14 protein-coding genes are annotated in these 15,946 nt (G+C 47.5%); 11 read left to right on the top strand and 3 right to left on the bottom strand.

Features of this window, described 5'->3' with window-relative positions; genetic code table 11:
- Positions 1–195: 195 nt before the first annotated feature.
- The 4 genes from FJ444_RS12820 (at position 196) to FJ444_RS12835 (ending at position 3,680) form a co-directional block, all read left to right on the top strand.
- Complete coding sequence (locus tag FJ444_RS12820; protein WP_140958711.1) at positions 196–915, top strand: FadR/GntR family transcriptional regulator; 720 nt, start codon at positions 196–198, stop codon at positions 913–915.
- A 61-nt stretch (positions 916–976) separates the two neighbouring features.
- Positions 977–1,756, top strand: coding sequence for an SDR family NAD(P)-dependent oxidoreductase (locus tag FJ444_RS12825; RefSeq protein ID WP_140958712.1), 780 nt, complete (start codon positions 977–979; stop codon positions 1,754–1,756).
- 306 nt (positions 1,757–2,062) lie between these two features.
- A complete protein-coding gene (locus FJ444_RS12830; protein ID WP_140958713.1) occupies positions 2,063–2,767 on the top strand; it encodes a sulfite exporter TauE/SafE family protein in 705 nt (234 codons plus the stop codon).
- Positions 2,768–2,807: 40 nt separating this feature from the next.
- Complete coding sequence (locus FJ444_RS12835) at positions 2,808–3,680, top strand: SMP-30/gluconolactonase/LRE family protein (protein ID WP_181405153.1); 873 nt, start codon at positions 2,808–2,810, stop codon at positions 3,678–3,680.
- A gap of 29 nt (positions 3,681–3,709) precedes the next feature.
- Here FJ444_RS12835 and FJ444_RS12840 read toward each other — a convergent pair whose 3' ends face one another.
- Positions 3,710–4,714 (bottom strand): LacI family DNA-binding transcriptional regulator, encoded by a 1,005-nt coding sequence (locus tag FJ444_RS12840; protein ID WP_140958715.1) that lies wholly within the window; start codon positions 4,712–4,714, stop codon positions 3,710–3,712.
- A gap of 183 nt (positions 4,715–4,897) precedes the next feature.
- Between FJ444_RS12840 and FJ444_RS12845 the strand changes: the two genes are divergently transcribed.
- From FJ444_RS12845 to FJ444_RS12870, 7 genes are all read left to right on the top strand, one after another.
- Positions 4,898–5,959, top strand: a complete 1,062-nt coding sequence (locus tag FJ444_RS12845) for an aldose epimerase family protein (RefSeq protein WP_140958716.1) — start codon at positions 4,898–4,900, stop codon at positions 5,957–5,959.
- A gap of 332 nt (positions 5,960–6,291) precedes the next feature.
- Entirely contained in the window at positions 6,292–7,335 is a 1,044-nt protein-coding gene (locus FJ444_RS12850; protein ID WP_140958717.1) for a UDP-glucose--hexose-1-phosphate uridylyltransferase, read from the top strand.
- A gap of 1 nt (position 7,336) precedes the next feature.
- Positions 7,337–8,479 carry a galactokinase gene (gene galK, locus FJ444_RS12855; protein WP_140958718.1) on the top strand — a complete coding sequence of 381 codons (1,143 nt, stop codon included), beginning with the start codon at positions 7,337–7,339 and terminating at the stop codon, positions 8,477–8,479.
- A gap of 61 nt (positions 8,480–8,540) precedes the next feature.
- Positions 8,541–10,103 (top strand): sodium/sugar symporter, encoded by a 1,563-nt coding sequence (locus FJ444_RS12860; protein ID WP_140958719.1) that lies wholly within the window; start codon positions 8,541–8,543, stop codon positions 10,101–10,103.
- Between the two features lie 103 nt (positions 10,104–10,206).
- Positions 10,207–10,347, top strand: coding sequence for a hypothetical protein (locus FJ444_RS21400; RefSeq protein ID WP_181405154.1), 141 nt, complete (start codon positions 10,207–10,209; stop codon positions 10,345–10,347).
- A gap of 114 nt (positions 10,348–10,461) precedes the next feature.
- Positions 10,462–10,917 carry a hypothetical protein gene (locus FJ444_RS12865; RefSeq protein WP_140958720.1) on the top strand — a complete coding sequence of 152 codons (456 nt, stop codon included), beginning with the start codon at positions 10,462–10,464 and terminating at the stop codon, positions 10,915–10,917.
- 243 nt (positions 10,918–11,160) lie between these two features.
- A complete protein-coding gene (locus FJ444_RS12870; protein ID WP_181405155.1) occupies positions 11,161–12,132 on the top strand; it encodes a bifunctional 2-polyprenyl-6-hydroxyphenol methylase/3-demethylubiquinol 3-O-methyltransferase UbiG in 972 nt (323 codons plus the stop codon).
- A 175-nt stretch (positions 12,133–12,307) separates the two neighbouring features.
- Here the strand turns inward: FJ444_RS12870 and FJ444_RS12875 are convergent, their stop codons facing one another.
- Positions 12,308–13,000 carry a PEP-CTERM sorting domain-containing protein gene (locus tag FJ444_RS12875; RefSeq protein WP_140958722.1) on the bottom strand — a complete coding sequence of 231 codons (693 nt, stop codon included), beginning with the start codon at positions 12,998–13,000 and terminating at the stop codon, positions 12,308–12,310.
- 369 nt (positions 13,001–13,369) lie between these two features.
- A complete protein-coding gene (locus FJ444_RS12880) occupies positions 13,370–15,946 on the bottom strand; it encodes a cellulase family glycosylhydrolase (RefSeq protein WP_140958723.1) in 2,577 nt (858 codons plus the stop codon).

Here is a 15,946-nt window from a genome sequence, read left to right on the forward strand (position 1 = left end):
CGCCTGTTTGTCATTTATCCTGTGTTGACTGTTTTTGATTTAGCCCACTAGACCTGCAAACAGTCGCCTTGTCTAAATGACAAACAGACTGCTGCAAAAGTGTATAGCAAAGTTAAGCAGGCCCTAGCTCAGCGCCGGTGGAAAAGTATGATAGTATGTCGGTGTGAGCCACTAAGCAGAAAAGAATAAACTCCCATGGCGCGAATTGAGAATTTAAACCTATCTCAGCGAGTTACAAATGAGCTGGGTAAGTCAATCATTGCAGGCAAATACGGCGAAGGTAGCGGATTGCCTACTGAAGCACAGTTATGTGATGAATACGGTATCAGCCGCACAGCGGTTCGTGAAGCCGTAAAAATGCTGGCGGCCAAAGGCCTGATTTCATCCAGACCCCGTCAGGGTATACGCGTAGAGCCGCCGGAAAACTGGAATTTATACGATACCAGTGTACTGGGGTGGATGCTTGAAAGCAGTCCGTCGCTGTTGGTACTCAAAGAGTTTTTACAAATGCGCCTTGCTATTGAACCTCAGGCTGCCGCACTGGCTGCCCGTCGCGGTTCGCCAGAAGCCATCGCGCAAATCGAAAAAGCACTGGCAGACATGGACAGCGCAGCACAATCTCACGGCTCAATTCACGAACCTGATTTGGCGTTCCATACCGCGATATTATTGGCCAGTGGCAATCGCTTTTTCTATCAGCTGCGCGATTTTATTCGCACCGCACTGAATGTGAGTTTTCAGTACACCACCAATGCCAAGGACAGCTTACAGACTATTGCCGATGAACATCGCAAAATATATCTGGCAATTAAGAGCGGTGAGGCCGAGCGCGCCAAGAACATGATGGCATATTTAATTGACGAGGCCATGGCGTATATCGAGTTAAAAATCAGTGAATCTGCTAAGGCAGAATAAAGATTTTTAAAGGCATTTCTGTTATGGTGTCACGGTCGTTTAGCGCTGGTAAATTCTGGTTATGATCCAATCTTCTGATACAAACGCACAGTATCCTAGCTTACGTGGCAAAAGCGTTTTCATTACTGGTGGCGGCACCGGCATTGGAGAAGTCATGGTGGAGCAATTTTGCGCACAGGGTGCCAAAGTTTGCTTTGTAGATGTAAATTGCGAAAAAAGTCAGGCCCTGGTTGAACGTTTGAACCAGCGTTATAGTGCGGATGTCCTTTTCATTGAGTGCGATATTCGCGATATCCCCAGTTTGGAACAGGCGATCGCAAAAGCCGGTGAAGTAAATGGTGATGTGAGTGTGCTGGTGAATAACGCAGCCGATGATACCCGTCACGAACTGGAAGAAGTGGATGAAACCTACTGGCAGGATCGCATGGATGTGAATTTGCGCCCGAGCTTTTTTGCCGCCAAAGCCGTGATAGCACAAATGCGACGTGCTGGTGGTGGCAGTATTATAAATGTGGGCTCTGTAAGCTGGCGTCAGAAGCAAACCTGTATGCCTGTGTATACCACGGCAAAAGCGGCCATCGATGGACTAACCCGCACCCTGGCAGCTAAGTTAGGTGCAGATAAAATCCGGGTAAATACGCTGGTGCCTGGCTGGGTAATGACAGAGCGTCAGATGACGCGGTGGGCAAGCCCGGACATCGTGCAAGAAGTCCAGCAAGCCCAGTGTATTCACGAAACGCTGCTGCCGATTGATATTGCTAAAGCCGCCTTGTTTATGGCGTCTGACGACAGCAAAATGATGACCGCGCAAACTCTCATCATCGACGCTGGCTGGGTATAACTGCCAGCATTACTGTTTTTCCATTAGTTTAGTCATTCCCCAACCCCGCTTTTCACGGGGTTACCTAATCGTTTCACCTTACTTTCTCTGACTGGTATCAGTCCGATGGTGCTATGTGTCAGGCAATGAATTGCACCTGGTGTTGTAATACCAATTCGCATTTCATAACAACACTAAAATCTTCCGTAAACACCAGTTGTTGCAAATTTGTGTAAATTCTGGCAATGTCCACACCTTAAAAGTAATATAATATGTAAATTGTTTTAAGTAACACACCCAAATTGTGTTTACGATAGGAATATTTGTTTGACCGATTTTATGCTGGTGTATCTGGTCTTGATTGTGGGTGCCTGCCTGCAAAGCGTTATCGGCTTTGGTCTGGGCTTGTTGGGTGCGCCACTGATTTATCTGCTCATGCCTGAGTTAGTACCAGGGCCTATGATCCTTAATGCGTTACTGCTCACCACGCTATTGGCTGTAAAACATCAGTACGACATCGATTTAAAGCAAACTGGCTTCTCTATTTTGGGAGGCACCGCAGGGGTACTCGTTGCGGGTAGTGTGTTGCTTTACATCGACGCACATCAGTACCAGATGCTATTAGGCTTTTGTATTCTTGCAGCCGTAGTGTTATCGCTGGTAGGGGTAAAGCCCAGAATCAGTATTATCAGCAACCTTATTGCCGCCATGGTGTCTGGATTTATGGGTACCACTACCTCCGCGGGCGGTGCACCTATGGGGTTGCTGTATCAGTCTGAAGACAAGAATAAAATAAAAGCCAATCTCAGCGTGTTCTTTGTATACATCAATATGTTCGGCATAGCCGTGCTGTGGTTCACAGGGGCGGCTGGACACAAGGATTTAGAGCTATTCCTGCGCTGCATACCGGCCATTCTGATCGGATGGTTGTTGTCATATTTTGTTAACCGTAGAATCAATGAGGAATTTACCCGCAAACTCATTCTTGCCGTGGCGGCATTTGCAGGTGTGGTGCTCATTCTGGCACACTAAGCCTTCGTTTTATTCATTATCAAATTGTAAACTTATGGCTGTGGCTGCACTTCGTGCTTTATATCCTGTTGCCTGCACCCTCGGAGAAGGACTCCATTACAGCGCCTCCCTGGATCGCCTGTTTTGGGTAGACATTAAAGCGCCTGCGCTGTTTCAAATGTGTATGCGGACGCGCAGTCATCAACGTGTTCCCATGCCAGAGCCGATTGGCTGGGTTAAGGAAACCGCAAGCGGCCAATGGCTGGGTGGGTTTCAGAGCGGTGTGTACTGGCTTAATCGGCATTTCCAGCCAGAAGATAAAGTGTGCGCACTGCCCGATGAACCACTTTCAAATCGCCTTAACGATGCCAAAACTGATCGCCAGGGACATTTGTACTTCGGCACCATGGATAACCATGAACAACAACCTTCCGGTCAGTTGTACAGGCTCACCGCTCAAGGTGCGGTCTCTGTTGATAGCGGATACATTGTGTCTAACGGGCCGGCGTTCAGCGTTTGCGGAGCGTACCTGTACACAGTGAGTTCTTCTGAACGCGTTATTTATCGGGCCAGGGTTGGGCGTGCGGGCGACTTAATCGACAAACACCCCTTTATTCAATTCAGCATGGTTGATGGCTATCCTGACGGGCTGACCGTGGACTCAAGCGGCAACCTGTGGGTGGCTTGTTGGCAGGGGTTTGGCGTGCGATGTTATTCTGCGTCTGGCAGATTTATCCGGCACATTATGTTACCTGCGCCCAATGTAACCAATGTTACCTTTGCCGGAACCCATTATGACCGATTATTTGTTACCACTGCCCGAATTGGCCTGAGTGAGTCTGTACTGGCAAGATACCCTTTGTCAGGCGCACTTTTCGAACTGGATGTGACGCAGCGCGGTATTGCTGAACACCCGGTTTATATGGGGTGCTAACTGGGCGAGTAGACATACAATCAATCGCGCTAGTTAACCCGTGCCACAGAATCCCGTTTCACAATAGTAGGCGTATATTTAAACGTTGTGCCCGGTTCTGGAAAATGCCCTTTTGCGCAATCCAAAGCAAGACTGGCCGCATGCTTTGCCATCATTTCGATTGGATAACGCAATGTGGTGAGCTTGGGGCGACAGTATTTGGCAAGTAATACGTCATCGTATCCGACTACCGACACTTTATCCGGCACAGAAATGTTGTGATCCAATAACATAGACAGCGCGCCGGCTGCCATCGCATCATTGTATGCCAGAATCGCGGTAAACTTTACGCCTCTGGCTAACAGGTTTTGTACAGCGATTTCACCGCCTTCCTGATCCGGTGTAGCAAACTCAATATGAGACTCCGGCAGGTGCTTACCCGCTTCGCTAAGGGCCAGTTTTATCCCATCCAAACGCTGAACCGGGTCGAGAATTTGATAGCGGCTACTAATTACGGCAATGTTTTCATGCCCGTGATGCAGAATATGTTCTGCCATTAATTTACCGCCGGCCTGGTTATCCAGCCATACGCAGCGATTGCCAATAGCTTCTATGTATCGGTTGATCAGAATAAAGCCCGGTACCTGCTTGGCGAACTGCACCAGCGTATCATCGTCGAGAAATTTACTGTGTACCACCATAGCTTCACAGCGATGCTCCATTAACGTCTCAATAGCGCGCATTTCCGTTTCCGGACTGGTAGACCCTGCACTCATCAGAATCTGGATGCTGTTAGTTCGGCACATTGTTTCGATACCGTGTGCCAGGCTGGCGAAAAAGGGATCGTGTAACTCGGCAATTACTACGCCTATCGCTGGATTTCGCTGGGTAACGAGCGCGCGCGCATTGGCATTGGGGCGATAGCCCATCTCATCCATAATTTTTTTCACGCGCTCGCGCGTTGCATCGCCTACTTTAGGTCCATTGTTTATAACACGGGAAACCGTGGCCAGTGACACGCCTGCCGCGCTGGCTATATCTTTTATTGTTGCCATGTAGCTATGAAATCCTGTTACACATTTTCGTCGTTAGAGTAAAACATTTCCCTGCCGGGCGGTAATGCTTTTTGTCACTCAATAGGCAAGCCTATACAAATTGTTAACAGAGTCTATCACACTTGTTGATTTATGAGGTAAAACGTATAACCTTTTGTGCTAATACAGATAAAAGAGATCAGCATGACACAATTTAAAGCAGGCATTGAATCAGCATCATTTGGTAGTGCAGAGTGCGGCAATGTTGAGTTACTTACGCTCACCAATGAGCAGGGTATGCAGGTAAAAGTGAGCACATTAGGCGCTACTCTGGTGAGCGTGAGCACAGAAGATAAACACGGTAAATTCGCAAACATTGTGCTTGGCATGGATTGCGCTGAAGACTATCTCGCAGACAGCGCCTATTTGGGACGCACGATCGGCCCGGTAGCTAATCGGATTGCTAATGCCCGGTTTAGTCTGGATGGCAACAAGTATGAGCTGGAAAAGAACGACGGTGAAAACTGCCTGCATAGCGGCAGTACTGGTCTGCATAACAAGCTCTGGAGCGCCAGCCATAGTATCACCCCACAAGGTTGTGAACTTGTCTTAACCGTTAAGCACGGCGATCTGGAAGGCGGATTTCCTGGCAATAAGCAATTTCAGGTGTGTTACCTGCTGGGCCACAACAATACGCTGACCATTTCATTTATTGCCCGCTCTGATAAGACTACACCGGTAAGTCTGACTAACCATGCATATTTCAATCTTGCGGGCACCGGTGATGTTCTGGCGCACCAGTTGAGAATGCACTCTAATGCAATTACGCCGGTAGATTCTACCTTGATCACCACCAAGGAATACTTGCCTGTTTCAGGTACGCCTTTTGATTTTGAACCAGCTAAAACTTTGGTTAAGGGGTTGGTAAGTAATCACATTCAAATGCAATATGGCAGTGGTTATGATCACAATTTCGTGCTTGAAGGAGAGGGGGGGCCCTTTGCCATATTGAGTGAGGTTAATAGTGGTAGAAGAATGACCGTATCCACTGATATGCCGGGTGTGCAGCTTTACACGGGTAACTTTGTACAGGGTACACGAAACGCAGTGGGTGATGCTCCATTTGTTAAGCATGCGGGCGTTTGCCTGGAAGCTCAGAATTTCCCTGATGCACCGAACTGGCCTGATCGGCCGGATTTCTGGATCACACCTGAAAAACCATATAAAGCCTATATTCGCTTCGCATTTGACGTGTTGAGCGAGTAATTCACATAGCCTTGCGCTGCCAGCTTTGCTGGCAGCCTGACGTGCTGAGTTTGAGTAAGCTTAAAAAAGTAACCTTACTTCCTGCCGGTCTGTCGTCTCCTAATACGATTCCGGACATAAATATGCTATTGATATCAAGTAATAATTTATTTGTGAAATGATATCCTGAACTGAATTGTTAAAAAATTACATAGTTAGTTTGTTTACAAAAACGAATTTTTATTTACAATAGGTAAAACGTTTAACCTAATCATCATTACACACCACATTGTTGAACAAAGTTCGTATTTTGCAGCGATATTTGGTGTATGAATTGCTTAAAGGGCTTTGGAATGACTACTGCGTTCAATCCTTCTGATCATCCTCATCGTCGTTACAATCCATTGATTGGCGAATGGGTGCTGGTTTCGCCGCATCGGGCAAAGCGCCCATGGCAGGGCCAAAGTGACGAACCCGACAACACGCCCCGTCCGGCCTATGACGAAACCTGCTACTTGTGCGCTGGCAACAAGCGTATTAACGGTGAGATGAATCCGGCATACAAGCAAACTTTTGTGTTCACCAACGATTTTGCTGCGCTGCAGGAAGATACACCAGATGCCGAGTCAAGTGACCCACTGTTTCGCTTTCAGGCTGAGCAGGGTTGTAGCCGGGTAATTTGCTTTTCGCCGGATCACAGTAAAACGCTGCCAGAATTAACCCCTGCTCAACGCGAAGCTGTGGTTGCCACCTGGATGGAACAAACAGCAGAGTTAAGCAACGCTTACACCTGGGTACAGGTATTTGAAAATAAAGGGGCTATGATGGGGTGTTCAAATCCGCATCCTCATGGTCAGGTATGGGCACAAAAACACATGCCTACACTCGCCGCCAAAAAATCTGAGCGCTTTGCTGACTACTTCAATACGCATGGAAGTAGTTTGTTACTGGATTATGCTAAGCGTGAACTCGCGCAGGAAGAGCGGGTAGTCTGCAGCAATGACGACTGGGTTGTGGTAGTGCCTTACTGGGCCGCCTGGCCATTTGAAACCCTGTTGCTGCCGCGCTTTGCTGTGTCCTCATTGGCTGACATTACAACAGAGCAAGCGGTATCGCTGGCCAACATTGTTGGCGTGATCACCACAAAGTACGACAACTTGTTCAACACTTCATTTCCTTATTCGATGGGATGGCATAGCCAGCCTTTCAGTGGCGAACTCCGCCCGGATTGGGGATTGCACGCCCATTTCTTTCCACCGTTGCTGCGCTCAGCAAGCGTACGCAAATTTATGGTGGGATACGAAATGATGGCTGAAGCGCAACGTGATATTACGCCAGAGCAGGCTGCTGAACGCCTGCGCGCATTATCCAGTGTGCATTACAAAGAGAATAAATAAGATGGCGAAAGACAACGCATTATTGGCGGTATTTGAAGAATTCTATCAACACAATCCAACCGCAGATGTACATGCTCCAGGCAGGGTAAACCTGATTGGCGAGCACACGGATTACAACCAGGGATTTGTTTTTCCCGCGGCAATTAACTTCGGCACCAGAATCCTGGGTTCTGCCCGGGACGATCGCAAAGTGAGTGTTGTTGCGGTTGACTACGATTACGCAAAATGTGAGTTTTCATTGGACGACATTGAGCATGTAGATTACCCGGGATGGTCAAACTATGTACGCGGCGTTTGCAAAGAATTGTTGCTGGTATATCCACAATTACAGGGCGCCAACCTGGTCATTACCGGTAACGTTCCGCAAGGAGCGGGGCTAAGTTCTTCCGCTTCTTTTGAAGTGGCCATTGCGAGTGCGTTTAACGCGCTGTATCAACTAGATCTGGATGGTGTGAATGCGGCACTGATTGGTCAGCGTGCAGAGAACAACTTTGTTGGGTGTTCCTGCGGTATTATGGACCAGCTTATTTCTGCTATGGGCAAAAAAGATCAGGCCATGTTACTGGATTGTAGGGACCTGTCTCGTCAATATATAAGTCTGCCAGATGATTTTGCCATTATGATCATCAATTCAAACGTAAAACGTGGGCTGGTAGACAGTGAATACAACCTGCGTCGCCAGCAGTGTGAAGGTGCAGCAAAAGCAATGGGTGTGGCGAGTTTACGCGAAGCGGACTTGGCCTTACTGGCTGAGCATCAGGGGAATATGAGTGATGAAGAGTTTCGCCGTGCCCGCCACATTATTACCGAGAACGAACGCACGGTTGCCATGTTTGCAGCGTTAAAGCAAAACGACATAGCAACCGTAAGTGCCCTGATGGGGCAGTCTCATGTATCAATGCGTGACGACTTTGAAATTACGGTACCGCCAATTGATTATCTGGTAGAGATTGTCGGTGAAGCAATTGGCAGCCAGGGCGGTGTGCGTATGACCGGCGGCGGCTTTGGCGGTTGTGTTGTTGCTTTATTACCAAAAAATCTCACCGAAAAGGTGACTAAACTGGTGGAAGCAAAGTATCATGCCCACACACAATTGAAACAAACGATTTACATTTGTACGGCTGAGCAAGGGGCTTTTGTTTAAAAACGCCTCTTAGCTGCCCGAAATGTAGTATTAAAACAACAAAAAGTGTATGGAAAATAGTATGAACATAGCAACGCTGGATATAGCGCTCTTTGTCGTTTACGTGGTTGGCCTGATTGGGATTGCCTGGTGGGTATCACGTGAAGAGAAAGGACATGAAAAAGACACCAATGATTACTTCCTCGCAGGTTCGAGTTTACCTTGGTGGGCCATCGGTGCATCACTGATAGCGGCTAACATTTCTGCTGAGCAGATTATTGGTATGTCGGGTTCAGGTTACATGGTGGGTCTGGCGATTGCTTCTTATGAGTGGATGGCCGCTATTACCTTAATCATTGTAGGTAAGTACTTCCTGCCTATTTTCCTTAAACACAAAATTTACACCATGCCACAGTTCCTTGAGCAGCGCTACGACCACCGGGTTCGCATGGTAATGGCGGTATTCTGGCTGGGTGTTTACGTATTTGTAAACCTGACTGCGGTATTGTGGTTAGGTGCTCTGGCTATTAATACCATGGCCGGGATTGATTTGATGTACGGCATGATTTTCCTGGGGCTTTTCTCGTTAGCATATTCGCTGTACGGTGGTCTTAAAGCCGTTGCGATGACCGATATTATTCAGGTTGTGCTGTTGGTGGCAGGCGGTTTATTCCTGTCTTATACCGCATTAAATCTGATTGGCGACGGACAGGGCGTGATGGCTGGTTTCAATATTGTAACCGAACAGCTTCCTGGTAAATTCGACATGATCCTCAGCGAGGACAACCCGCATTATATGGACCTGCCAGGATTGTCGGTACTCATTGGTGGTCTGTGGATCATGAACCTGTCTTACTGGGGTTTCAACCAGTACATTATTCAGCGCACACTGGCCGCGAAAAGTGTGCACGAAGCACAAAAAGGGATCGTGTTTGCAGCCTTCCTGAAAGTACTGATGCCTTTAATTGTAGTGCTGCCCGGTATCGCCGCCGTATTACTGGTGCCTGATTTGGAAAAAGCGGACCAGGCCTACCCATCGTTGATGACCCTGATGCCTGTTGGCCTTAAGGGCATTATCTTTGCTGCGCTGGTCGCGGCGATTGTGTCGTCACTGGCGTCAATGACAAACAGCGTATCAACAATCTTTACCATGGACATTTATAAAGATCGCAACCCAGGTAAATCACAGCAGCACTACGTAAAAATAGGCCGAATCGTGAGTCTGGTCGCATTGTTAATCGCCATGGTGGCAGCGAAACCGTTATTGGGACAGTTCGATCAGGCATTCCAGTATATTCAGGAATTCACCGGCTTCTTCACACCGGGTATTGTGGCTCTGTTTGCGCTGGGTATGTTCTGGAAGAAAACTACCGCGAATGGCGGTCTGGTAGCGGCAATTGGCTCAGCGGTATTCAGCCTGAGCTTCAAACTGTTACTGCCTGAACTGCCGTTTATGGACCGCGTTGGCATTGTATTCCTGCTGTGTGTTGGCCTGGCAGTGATTGTAAGCCTGATTGAAAGCAAAGGTGACCATGCCAATGCGGTTGAACTAAAAGACATCGACTTTAAAACCACTTCTGGTTTCAACCTGGCGTCACTGGCGCTCACCATTGTAGTGGCCGCGTTTTACATCATTTGGTGGTAAACCGCTAAACAAATATTACATCAGCCCCTCTTGCAGGGGCTTTTTTTACCCGCTATTCACCTCTTCTTTGGCATGCCTCATTTTGTGGAATGAGGAGGAAACAATGTATAAGACATTATCAGCATTACTGTGTTTATCCGGCATTGCACTTTCTGTGTTGGTGCCAGTCGCACCAATTCAAACGCGTGATGTCTCGCATATCTCGCCGGTTATTCTGACTGTGTGCAATAGTTATACATTGTGATTAGAAAGAGCAGAATCGGTTGAATAGTTGAACAAGAAACGCTATAACCAAAGGTGGTGGCGATGTGCTTATAGGCGCAATGTGCAATTTTTTACCCAATCCATGGAGACGTGAGTGACTACAGCGTCAGCAGTGAAATTGTACGATTCATTTCACTCCGACAAATACGGCAGTGTGAAGCTGCGTATTATTGGTAATATCCTTGTGTCTCAGTTTGAAGGTCCTTGTGGCGTGCGCTTAGCGAAGTATTTTAAGCGAGACGTTATTGATTTTGTTTCCGTACTCGAGAGCCAGCCCTGGGCATACATGAGTATTTCCAACAGTTTCGAAGCTGCCACTACGGATGCGCTGGCAATATTAACCGAATCCTTCCTGGCTTGTGCTAATCGCGGCTGCAGAGCAGAAGCCTACGTTATGCGCTCACCCATAGCTCGCCATCAGGTAAATGCGATGCGTTCAAAGGCCGGACTTGAACATACCCCTGATATTTTCTTTGCCGATTACCGAAGTGCACGGCGACATTTGAATACTGTTTTAGTGGGATCTGCATCCTTCGTACCACCGGCTTAATTCATCCAGAGACATTCCGTTTGTAGGTTATTCGCAACGGCAGTGTGTTTGGCTTTGTCGTTTTAATGTTCCTTTTATACGGTCAATTAGACAAGATTCCTTTTGATGAGCTAGCGGCATTCTTTGCTGAAAGCCTCAAATAGCGGTTTTTGATTGGGTACATAGGCTGTAAAGGGCAGTAGAAACTATTCAGGTCTCTTCTGTCGTTTAAGAGCCTATACAATTGGTTGTAAAGATATGTCGATGGCTTTACTATTTTCCTCATCACTGTTCGCCGGAGTTGCGATTGCTATGCCATTCAGGAAAGTCAGCTTTTTAGGCATTACGCTGGGTGTTACTGCCGACAAATACGGTGCCGGTTTCAGCTTTTCCTATGATGGCGCGCTTTGGAAAAAACTCACTGCCTCGATTCAGCGCAAGCGCCGTAAACAAATGGTTGATAAACACGCTGCTGATGCTGGAAAGTCGTCTTCTAAGCCTGTGTTAATGAACCAGGGATCCCTTGAAGAGCACATAAACAGTACTTACTGGTATCACACACTGCATTTTAAAGACGGGCTAAGTACGCCCGGGCAATTCGATCAAAATCCTATATTAGCGCGTTACTGCCTGCCTGAACGCCTTGACGGTAAGCGGGTGTTGGATGTAGCAACGTTCGACGGTTTCTGGGCGTTTGAATTTGAAAGGCGTGGCGCTCGTGAGGTGTTAGCACTGGATGTTGAAGGACCCGCAGATTGCGACTATTTACCATCCAGAATGGCAAAGGCAACTGAAGAAGAGCTCAGCATTAAATTTGGGCGTGGTTTTGCGATTGCCAAAGCGGCCTACCATTCCAGTGTGAAGAGGGTGATATGTAATGTGTACGACCTGTCACCAGAGACATTCGGTATGTTCGATGTAGTGCATTCCGGGGATTTTCTGATTCATTTGAATAATCCTGTTAAAGCACTGCAAAACATTGCGAAAGTCTGTTCCGAGTACGCCATTATTTCGGATGTTTATGATCCTGGCCTGGATGTAATGGGCAGCAGAAAGTACATACAGTACCATGGCGGGCACAACGATGTTACCTGGTGGAGTTTTAGCTTGTCTGCCCTAAGAGCAATGATTGAGGATGCGGGGTTTAGTAGAGTAGAGCTTATAGCCAACTTCGCTTATGGACAGCGTGGACATCCTGAAAATATGCATCACGCTGTGTTTAAAGCGTATAAATAGCACTCACTTTCTTTGTACGCAAAATGGAGGAAATTGCTTGTGTTGAACGCATATTATACTCCTATACATGTATTTATATTGGACATCCGGGAATAAAAAAGCCCGGACACTAAGCCGGGCTTCTGGGTTAAGTAATTGCCATTATCGATATCTGGCCACCTTAACATACACAGTATTATGCGTTTATCGCAACTCTACGTTTCTTGCCAATTAATGCCAGGCCAAGACCTATCAAAGCCAGACCTGCTGGTGCTGGAACTGTGCCGGTATTATCTCCACCTGCGGTTGCAGAACCAAAAGTAATATCATCGTAGGCAATTTGGTTTACCGTACCGCCAAAGTCAATCGAATAAGCGGTACCCGCGAAACCAGCACCTACAGCAGTCCAGTTACAGAAACCACCATTCGGGTCCCCTGAACAATTGTCAGAAAACTGAGCATTAAGATTGAGGGTTGCCAGCAGATTACCTGTCGCATTCAATCCGTCATAAACAAATACAGACGCTGTTGTTGCTGAAGAATAGAAAAATGAAAATCCATCCGTAAAACCTGCGTTGTAGTTGAGTATTGCTGTACCCGTTAAGAAAAACATAACGGCATCACCGGAAGGTTCATTGGCTATGTTACCGGTACCGCCTGCGTCTGCGTCAGTAATACCCAATGAATTACTACCAAAAGCAATACCGTAATTCGTGCCCGAGTTACCCATGCTATCGGTACCGCCATTATAAAAGTCGTTAATGGCAGCCTGGTTTCCAATACCTTCAAAATCTAATACGATAATGGCTGCGTTGGCAGCGCCAGAAACTGCCAGTAAAGTCAGGGCGGCAATCGTGTTAAGCAGCTTTGATTGCGTAAATTTTTTCATTTAACTTTCCTTTTAAATATCACTTTTTGTCTTTGAGTCGTGTAATTAAATACGCATTGCCATTTCACGAACACGACGTATTGGACTCGAACACCTTTTGGTCCATTCACTTCCTGAGCAAAAAATGAACCAAAATAAATTATCTAATTAAATCAGTGGATAACTGTGGAATGCGAGCAGTATAAAATTTGATCTGTATGAAATATGGACAGTTTTTGTTAGTGCTTAATCACGTGAGTAAAGTCTTTTTACACTTATTAAAGCACGTGGGGTGGCTTTACAGTGATATGGAATCCGGAAAGATGGATTTTTGGGGGATTGATTAGATTGTGCAGATTGTGAAGGGGGTAAAAACCCCCTTCACATTTTCTACTCGCTCAATGCCACAAGGGCTATTTCACCGAGTTCAATACCCCGTCGATGTTCGTGATGATTTGCGCGGGATGCTGGTAACTGAAGCTGTAATCCCGTGAACTGAGTTAAATCCAACGCACTTACTCTATTATTAACGGGTAAAGTGACAGGCATAAACATGGGGTAAGCCCGCGGCATTACTGTTTCAACCGGCTTTAATTCATTCAACGGAATAACCAACGTTTGCCATTCGTTGGTAATGGCAACGCTGGCGCCATACGCAAGGCCATCATTGGCAATGACGCCCAGCGATAACACGTCTTTGTGTGTCGTTGCTCTAACCCTCAATGCGATTGCGTTGTAGCCTGTTACATTACGGGTTGCCAGACTCAGGTTTTTGGGGAGTTCTGTGCGTAGCAATGAGCCGCCCATCATAGGATGAGGCTCAAATACCTCCAGCAACACACTTTCGCCCTCAGCTGAGGCTGATGATGCTGGCCAGGCAATGGCTTGTTGCGGGGTAATGATCGCATTGCGATCAAGCGCCGGATCGAACACCACAATCGGTGAGTGTTTTGGTAATAACACCGTGTGATACTGACCCGCTGTTACATGGTCCCAGTCCTTTGGATTGCCTGCTACTTTGCCCGGAAACGTTGTGGTTTGTCCGCTGTCGTTTACCGTAAAGACATATTCCAGCTTACCCGGATGTTGCCAGGCTTTGTCTTTGGGCAGTGATGTTTCAAATATGCCTTGTCCGTTAGTTGACATGGGCATAGCGATGTAGTCGTTGTAACCCTGATATTTTAGTAGCAGACTAACCTGTGCACTATTACTGACGCCCTCTACTTTAACGCGAAATAGTAACGGGTCGCCCAACGTATGCTGCCGCACAGCCTGATGAATTAACACTGGCTCTGCAGTTTGGATAGCGGGTAAATAGTAGCGATTATCGATAGTGGCGATAGACTTCACGCCGGATTTTTCAGATAGCACATAGATGCCCGGCTGCACGGAAATACGACCGTTTTTCGCCTGAACGGTTTGTTGGGCGGGCTGTGTTTCAGCCCCACCAATACGCACCGCTGTATAGCGGCTACCCAGTTCTGGCAAGTTAATCTGAATATCACGATGCTGCACGTATAACCGGCTTACCTCGCGTTTTAGGCTGGGGGACTGATACGCATCCTGCAAGTTGATCACATCGGGAAAGACTTCTAAACGCCAGTCGCCATTGTCCAGGCGGTCCAGAAAGTAGGCACCACTGCCGGTGTAATTGACCAGCGGTGAGCTGCCGACACCGGCGACATGTTCCAATGTTTCTGTTTGTTTGGGATTGGTATTCGTATTGTTGGTGTAATAAAACTGCTTACCATCGTCGAAAACGGCAAGGTTGTCGGCATAGCTGAGTTGCGTATGGCCAAACTGGTTGTTCGCCGGGTAGTCTGCAGCCTGGTAATCAACCGGCAGTGCACGAAATTCCTCGCCTGCAATCATCAGGCTTATCGCCTTACCCGGTGTGTACAGCAGGTTTAAAAAGTGCGTGTTGTAGTCGGAGTTGGTGTCGGCAATCACCGCAGGATCGTAAGCAAACTGCGTGGCCCACTGAAAGCCTGCCTGTTTAAAGCTGCGCGCCATCGCGGGGTACATGACCGTATGCGGCACGTCTGCGGCATCAAATTCGTACACCATTCGCGCTTTCGGTGCACAGGCTTCAATGCCAGCAAACGGGTCGGTATAGCGAGAAACCGCGGGCAGCATATTGGTATTCATCGCGCTGTATTTCAGTAAACCTGTGGGATACCACTGATAAGCAATACCGTCGATATTGCTGTTACACAAGGCCTGTGCAAATTGCTGATTGTTGCCCTGTTCGGCAATGTTGTAGAACAATGGCTTGGTTACACCCGCGGCACGTACCGCGTTGATTAACCGGTTAACGTAAGCCTTTGCGTCCTCAGAAGGTTGAGGGTGCTTGGGTTCGTTAAACAGTTCAAAAGCAATGATATCGGGGTCGGTACCAATTATCCGATTGGTAAAGCGGTTTTTGTGCTGCAAAAATTGCTTCAGATAGCGTTCCTGAGCGGCAATTAAATGTTCTTTTTCATTCATGTCTGACTTGCTGAAGCCAACTGCAAAGCCGGGTTCCTCAGGATCGGGCTCAGGATAACCTGAGCCCCACCACGCAATCGGCGTAATAATGGCCTTTATGCCGCGTTCCTGTAAACGCATCATCAGATAATCAAATAGCTCAAGATTGTGATTGTTCAGCAAGTTACCTTGCTTATCGCTGATGACTTTGTCCCACACGTGAATGCGGTAGGCATCGAGTCTCAGGCGAGCAATGTGATCCACATCCATGTCGATAGCGGCTTTGTGATCGATACCACGGCGCTTGATGGCGCGATAGCCGTAGGCAAACGGTGCGCTGTAATTCACACCAAACAGGGCGACAGGTTCGCCAGTGTCCTGCCAGCGCATTTCGCCGTTTTCAACCACAACGTCACGCGCATCGGCATTCAGAGCAACTGATAACAGCACTGCACACAGAAACGGCAGTGCGTAGCGAAGAAGTGAACGTGATAGCGACAT

Origin of the sequence: Aestuariibacter sp. GS-14, assembly GCF_006494365.1 — a bacterium.
GTDB lineage: Bacteria > Pseudomonadota > Gammaproteobacteria > Enterobacterales > Alteromonadaceae > Alteromonas > Alteromonas mangrovi.

What these genes read in the sequence shown, in the direction of transcription:
- FJ444_RS12850 (WP_140958717.1), top strand. Translation starts at nt 6,292, where the DNA reads ATGACTACTGCGTTCAATCCTTCTGATCATCCTCATCGTCGTTACAAT.
- galK (WP_140958718.1), top strand. Translation starts at nt 7,337, where the DNA reads ATGGCGAAAGACAACGCATTATTGGCGGTATTTGAAGAATTCTATCAA.
- FJ444_RS12875 (WP_140958722.1), bottom strand. Translation starts at nt 13,000, where the DNA reads ATGAAAAAATTTACGCAATCAAAGCTGCTTAACACGATTGCCGCCCTG.
- FJ444_RS21400 (WP_181405154.1), top strand. Translation starts at nt 10,207, where the DNA reads ATGTATAAGACATTATCAGCATTACTGTGTTTATCCGGCATTGCACTT.
- FJ444_RS12845 (WP_140958716.1), top strand. Translation starts at nt 4,898, where the DNA reads ATGACACAATTTAAAGCAGGCATTGAATCAGCATCATTTGGTAGTGCA.
- FJ444_RS12860 (WP_140958719.1), top strand. Translation starts at nt 8,541, where the DNA reads ATGAACATAGCAACGCTGGATATAGCGCTCTTTGTCGTTTACGTGGTT.
- FJ444_RS12880 (WP_140958723.1), bottom strand. Translation starts at nt 15,946, where the DNA reads ATGTCGCTATCACGTTCACTTCTTCGCTACGCACTGCCGTTTCTGTGT.
- FJ444_RS12870 (WP_181405155.1), top strand. Translation starts at nt 11,161, where the DNA reads ATGGCTTTACTATTTTCCTCATCACTGTTCGCCGGAGTTGCGATTGCT.
- FJ444_RS12825 (WP_140958712.1), top strand. Translation starts at nt 977, where the DNA reads ATGATCCAATCTTCTGATACAAACGCACAGTATCCTAGCTTACGTGGC.
- FJ444_RS12820 (WP_140958711.1), top strand. Translation starts at nt 196, where the DNA reads ATGGCGCGAATTGAGAATTTAAACCTATCTCAGCGAGTTACAAATGAG.
- FJ444_RS12840 (WP_140958715.1), bottom strand. Translation starts at nt 4,714, where the DNA reads ATGGCAACAATAAAAGATATAGCCAGCGCGGCAGGCGTGTCACTGGCC.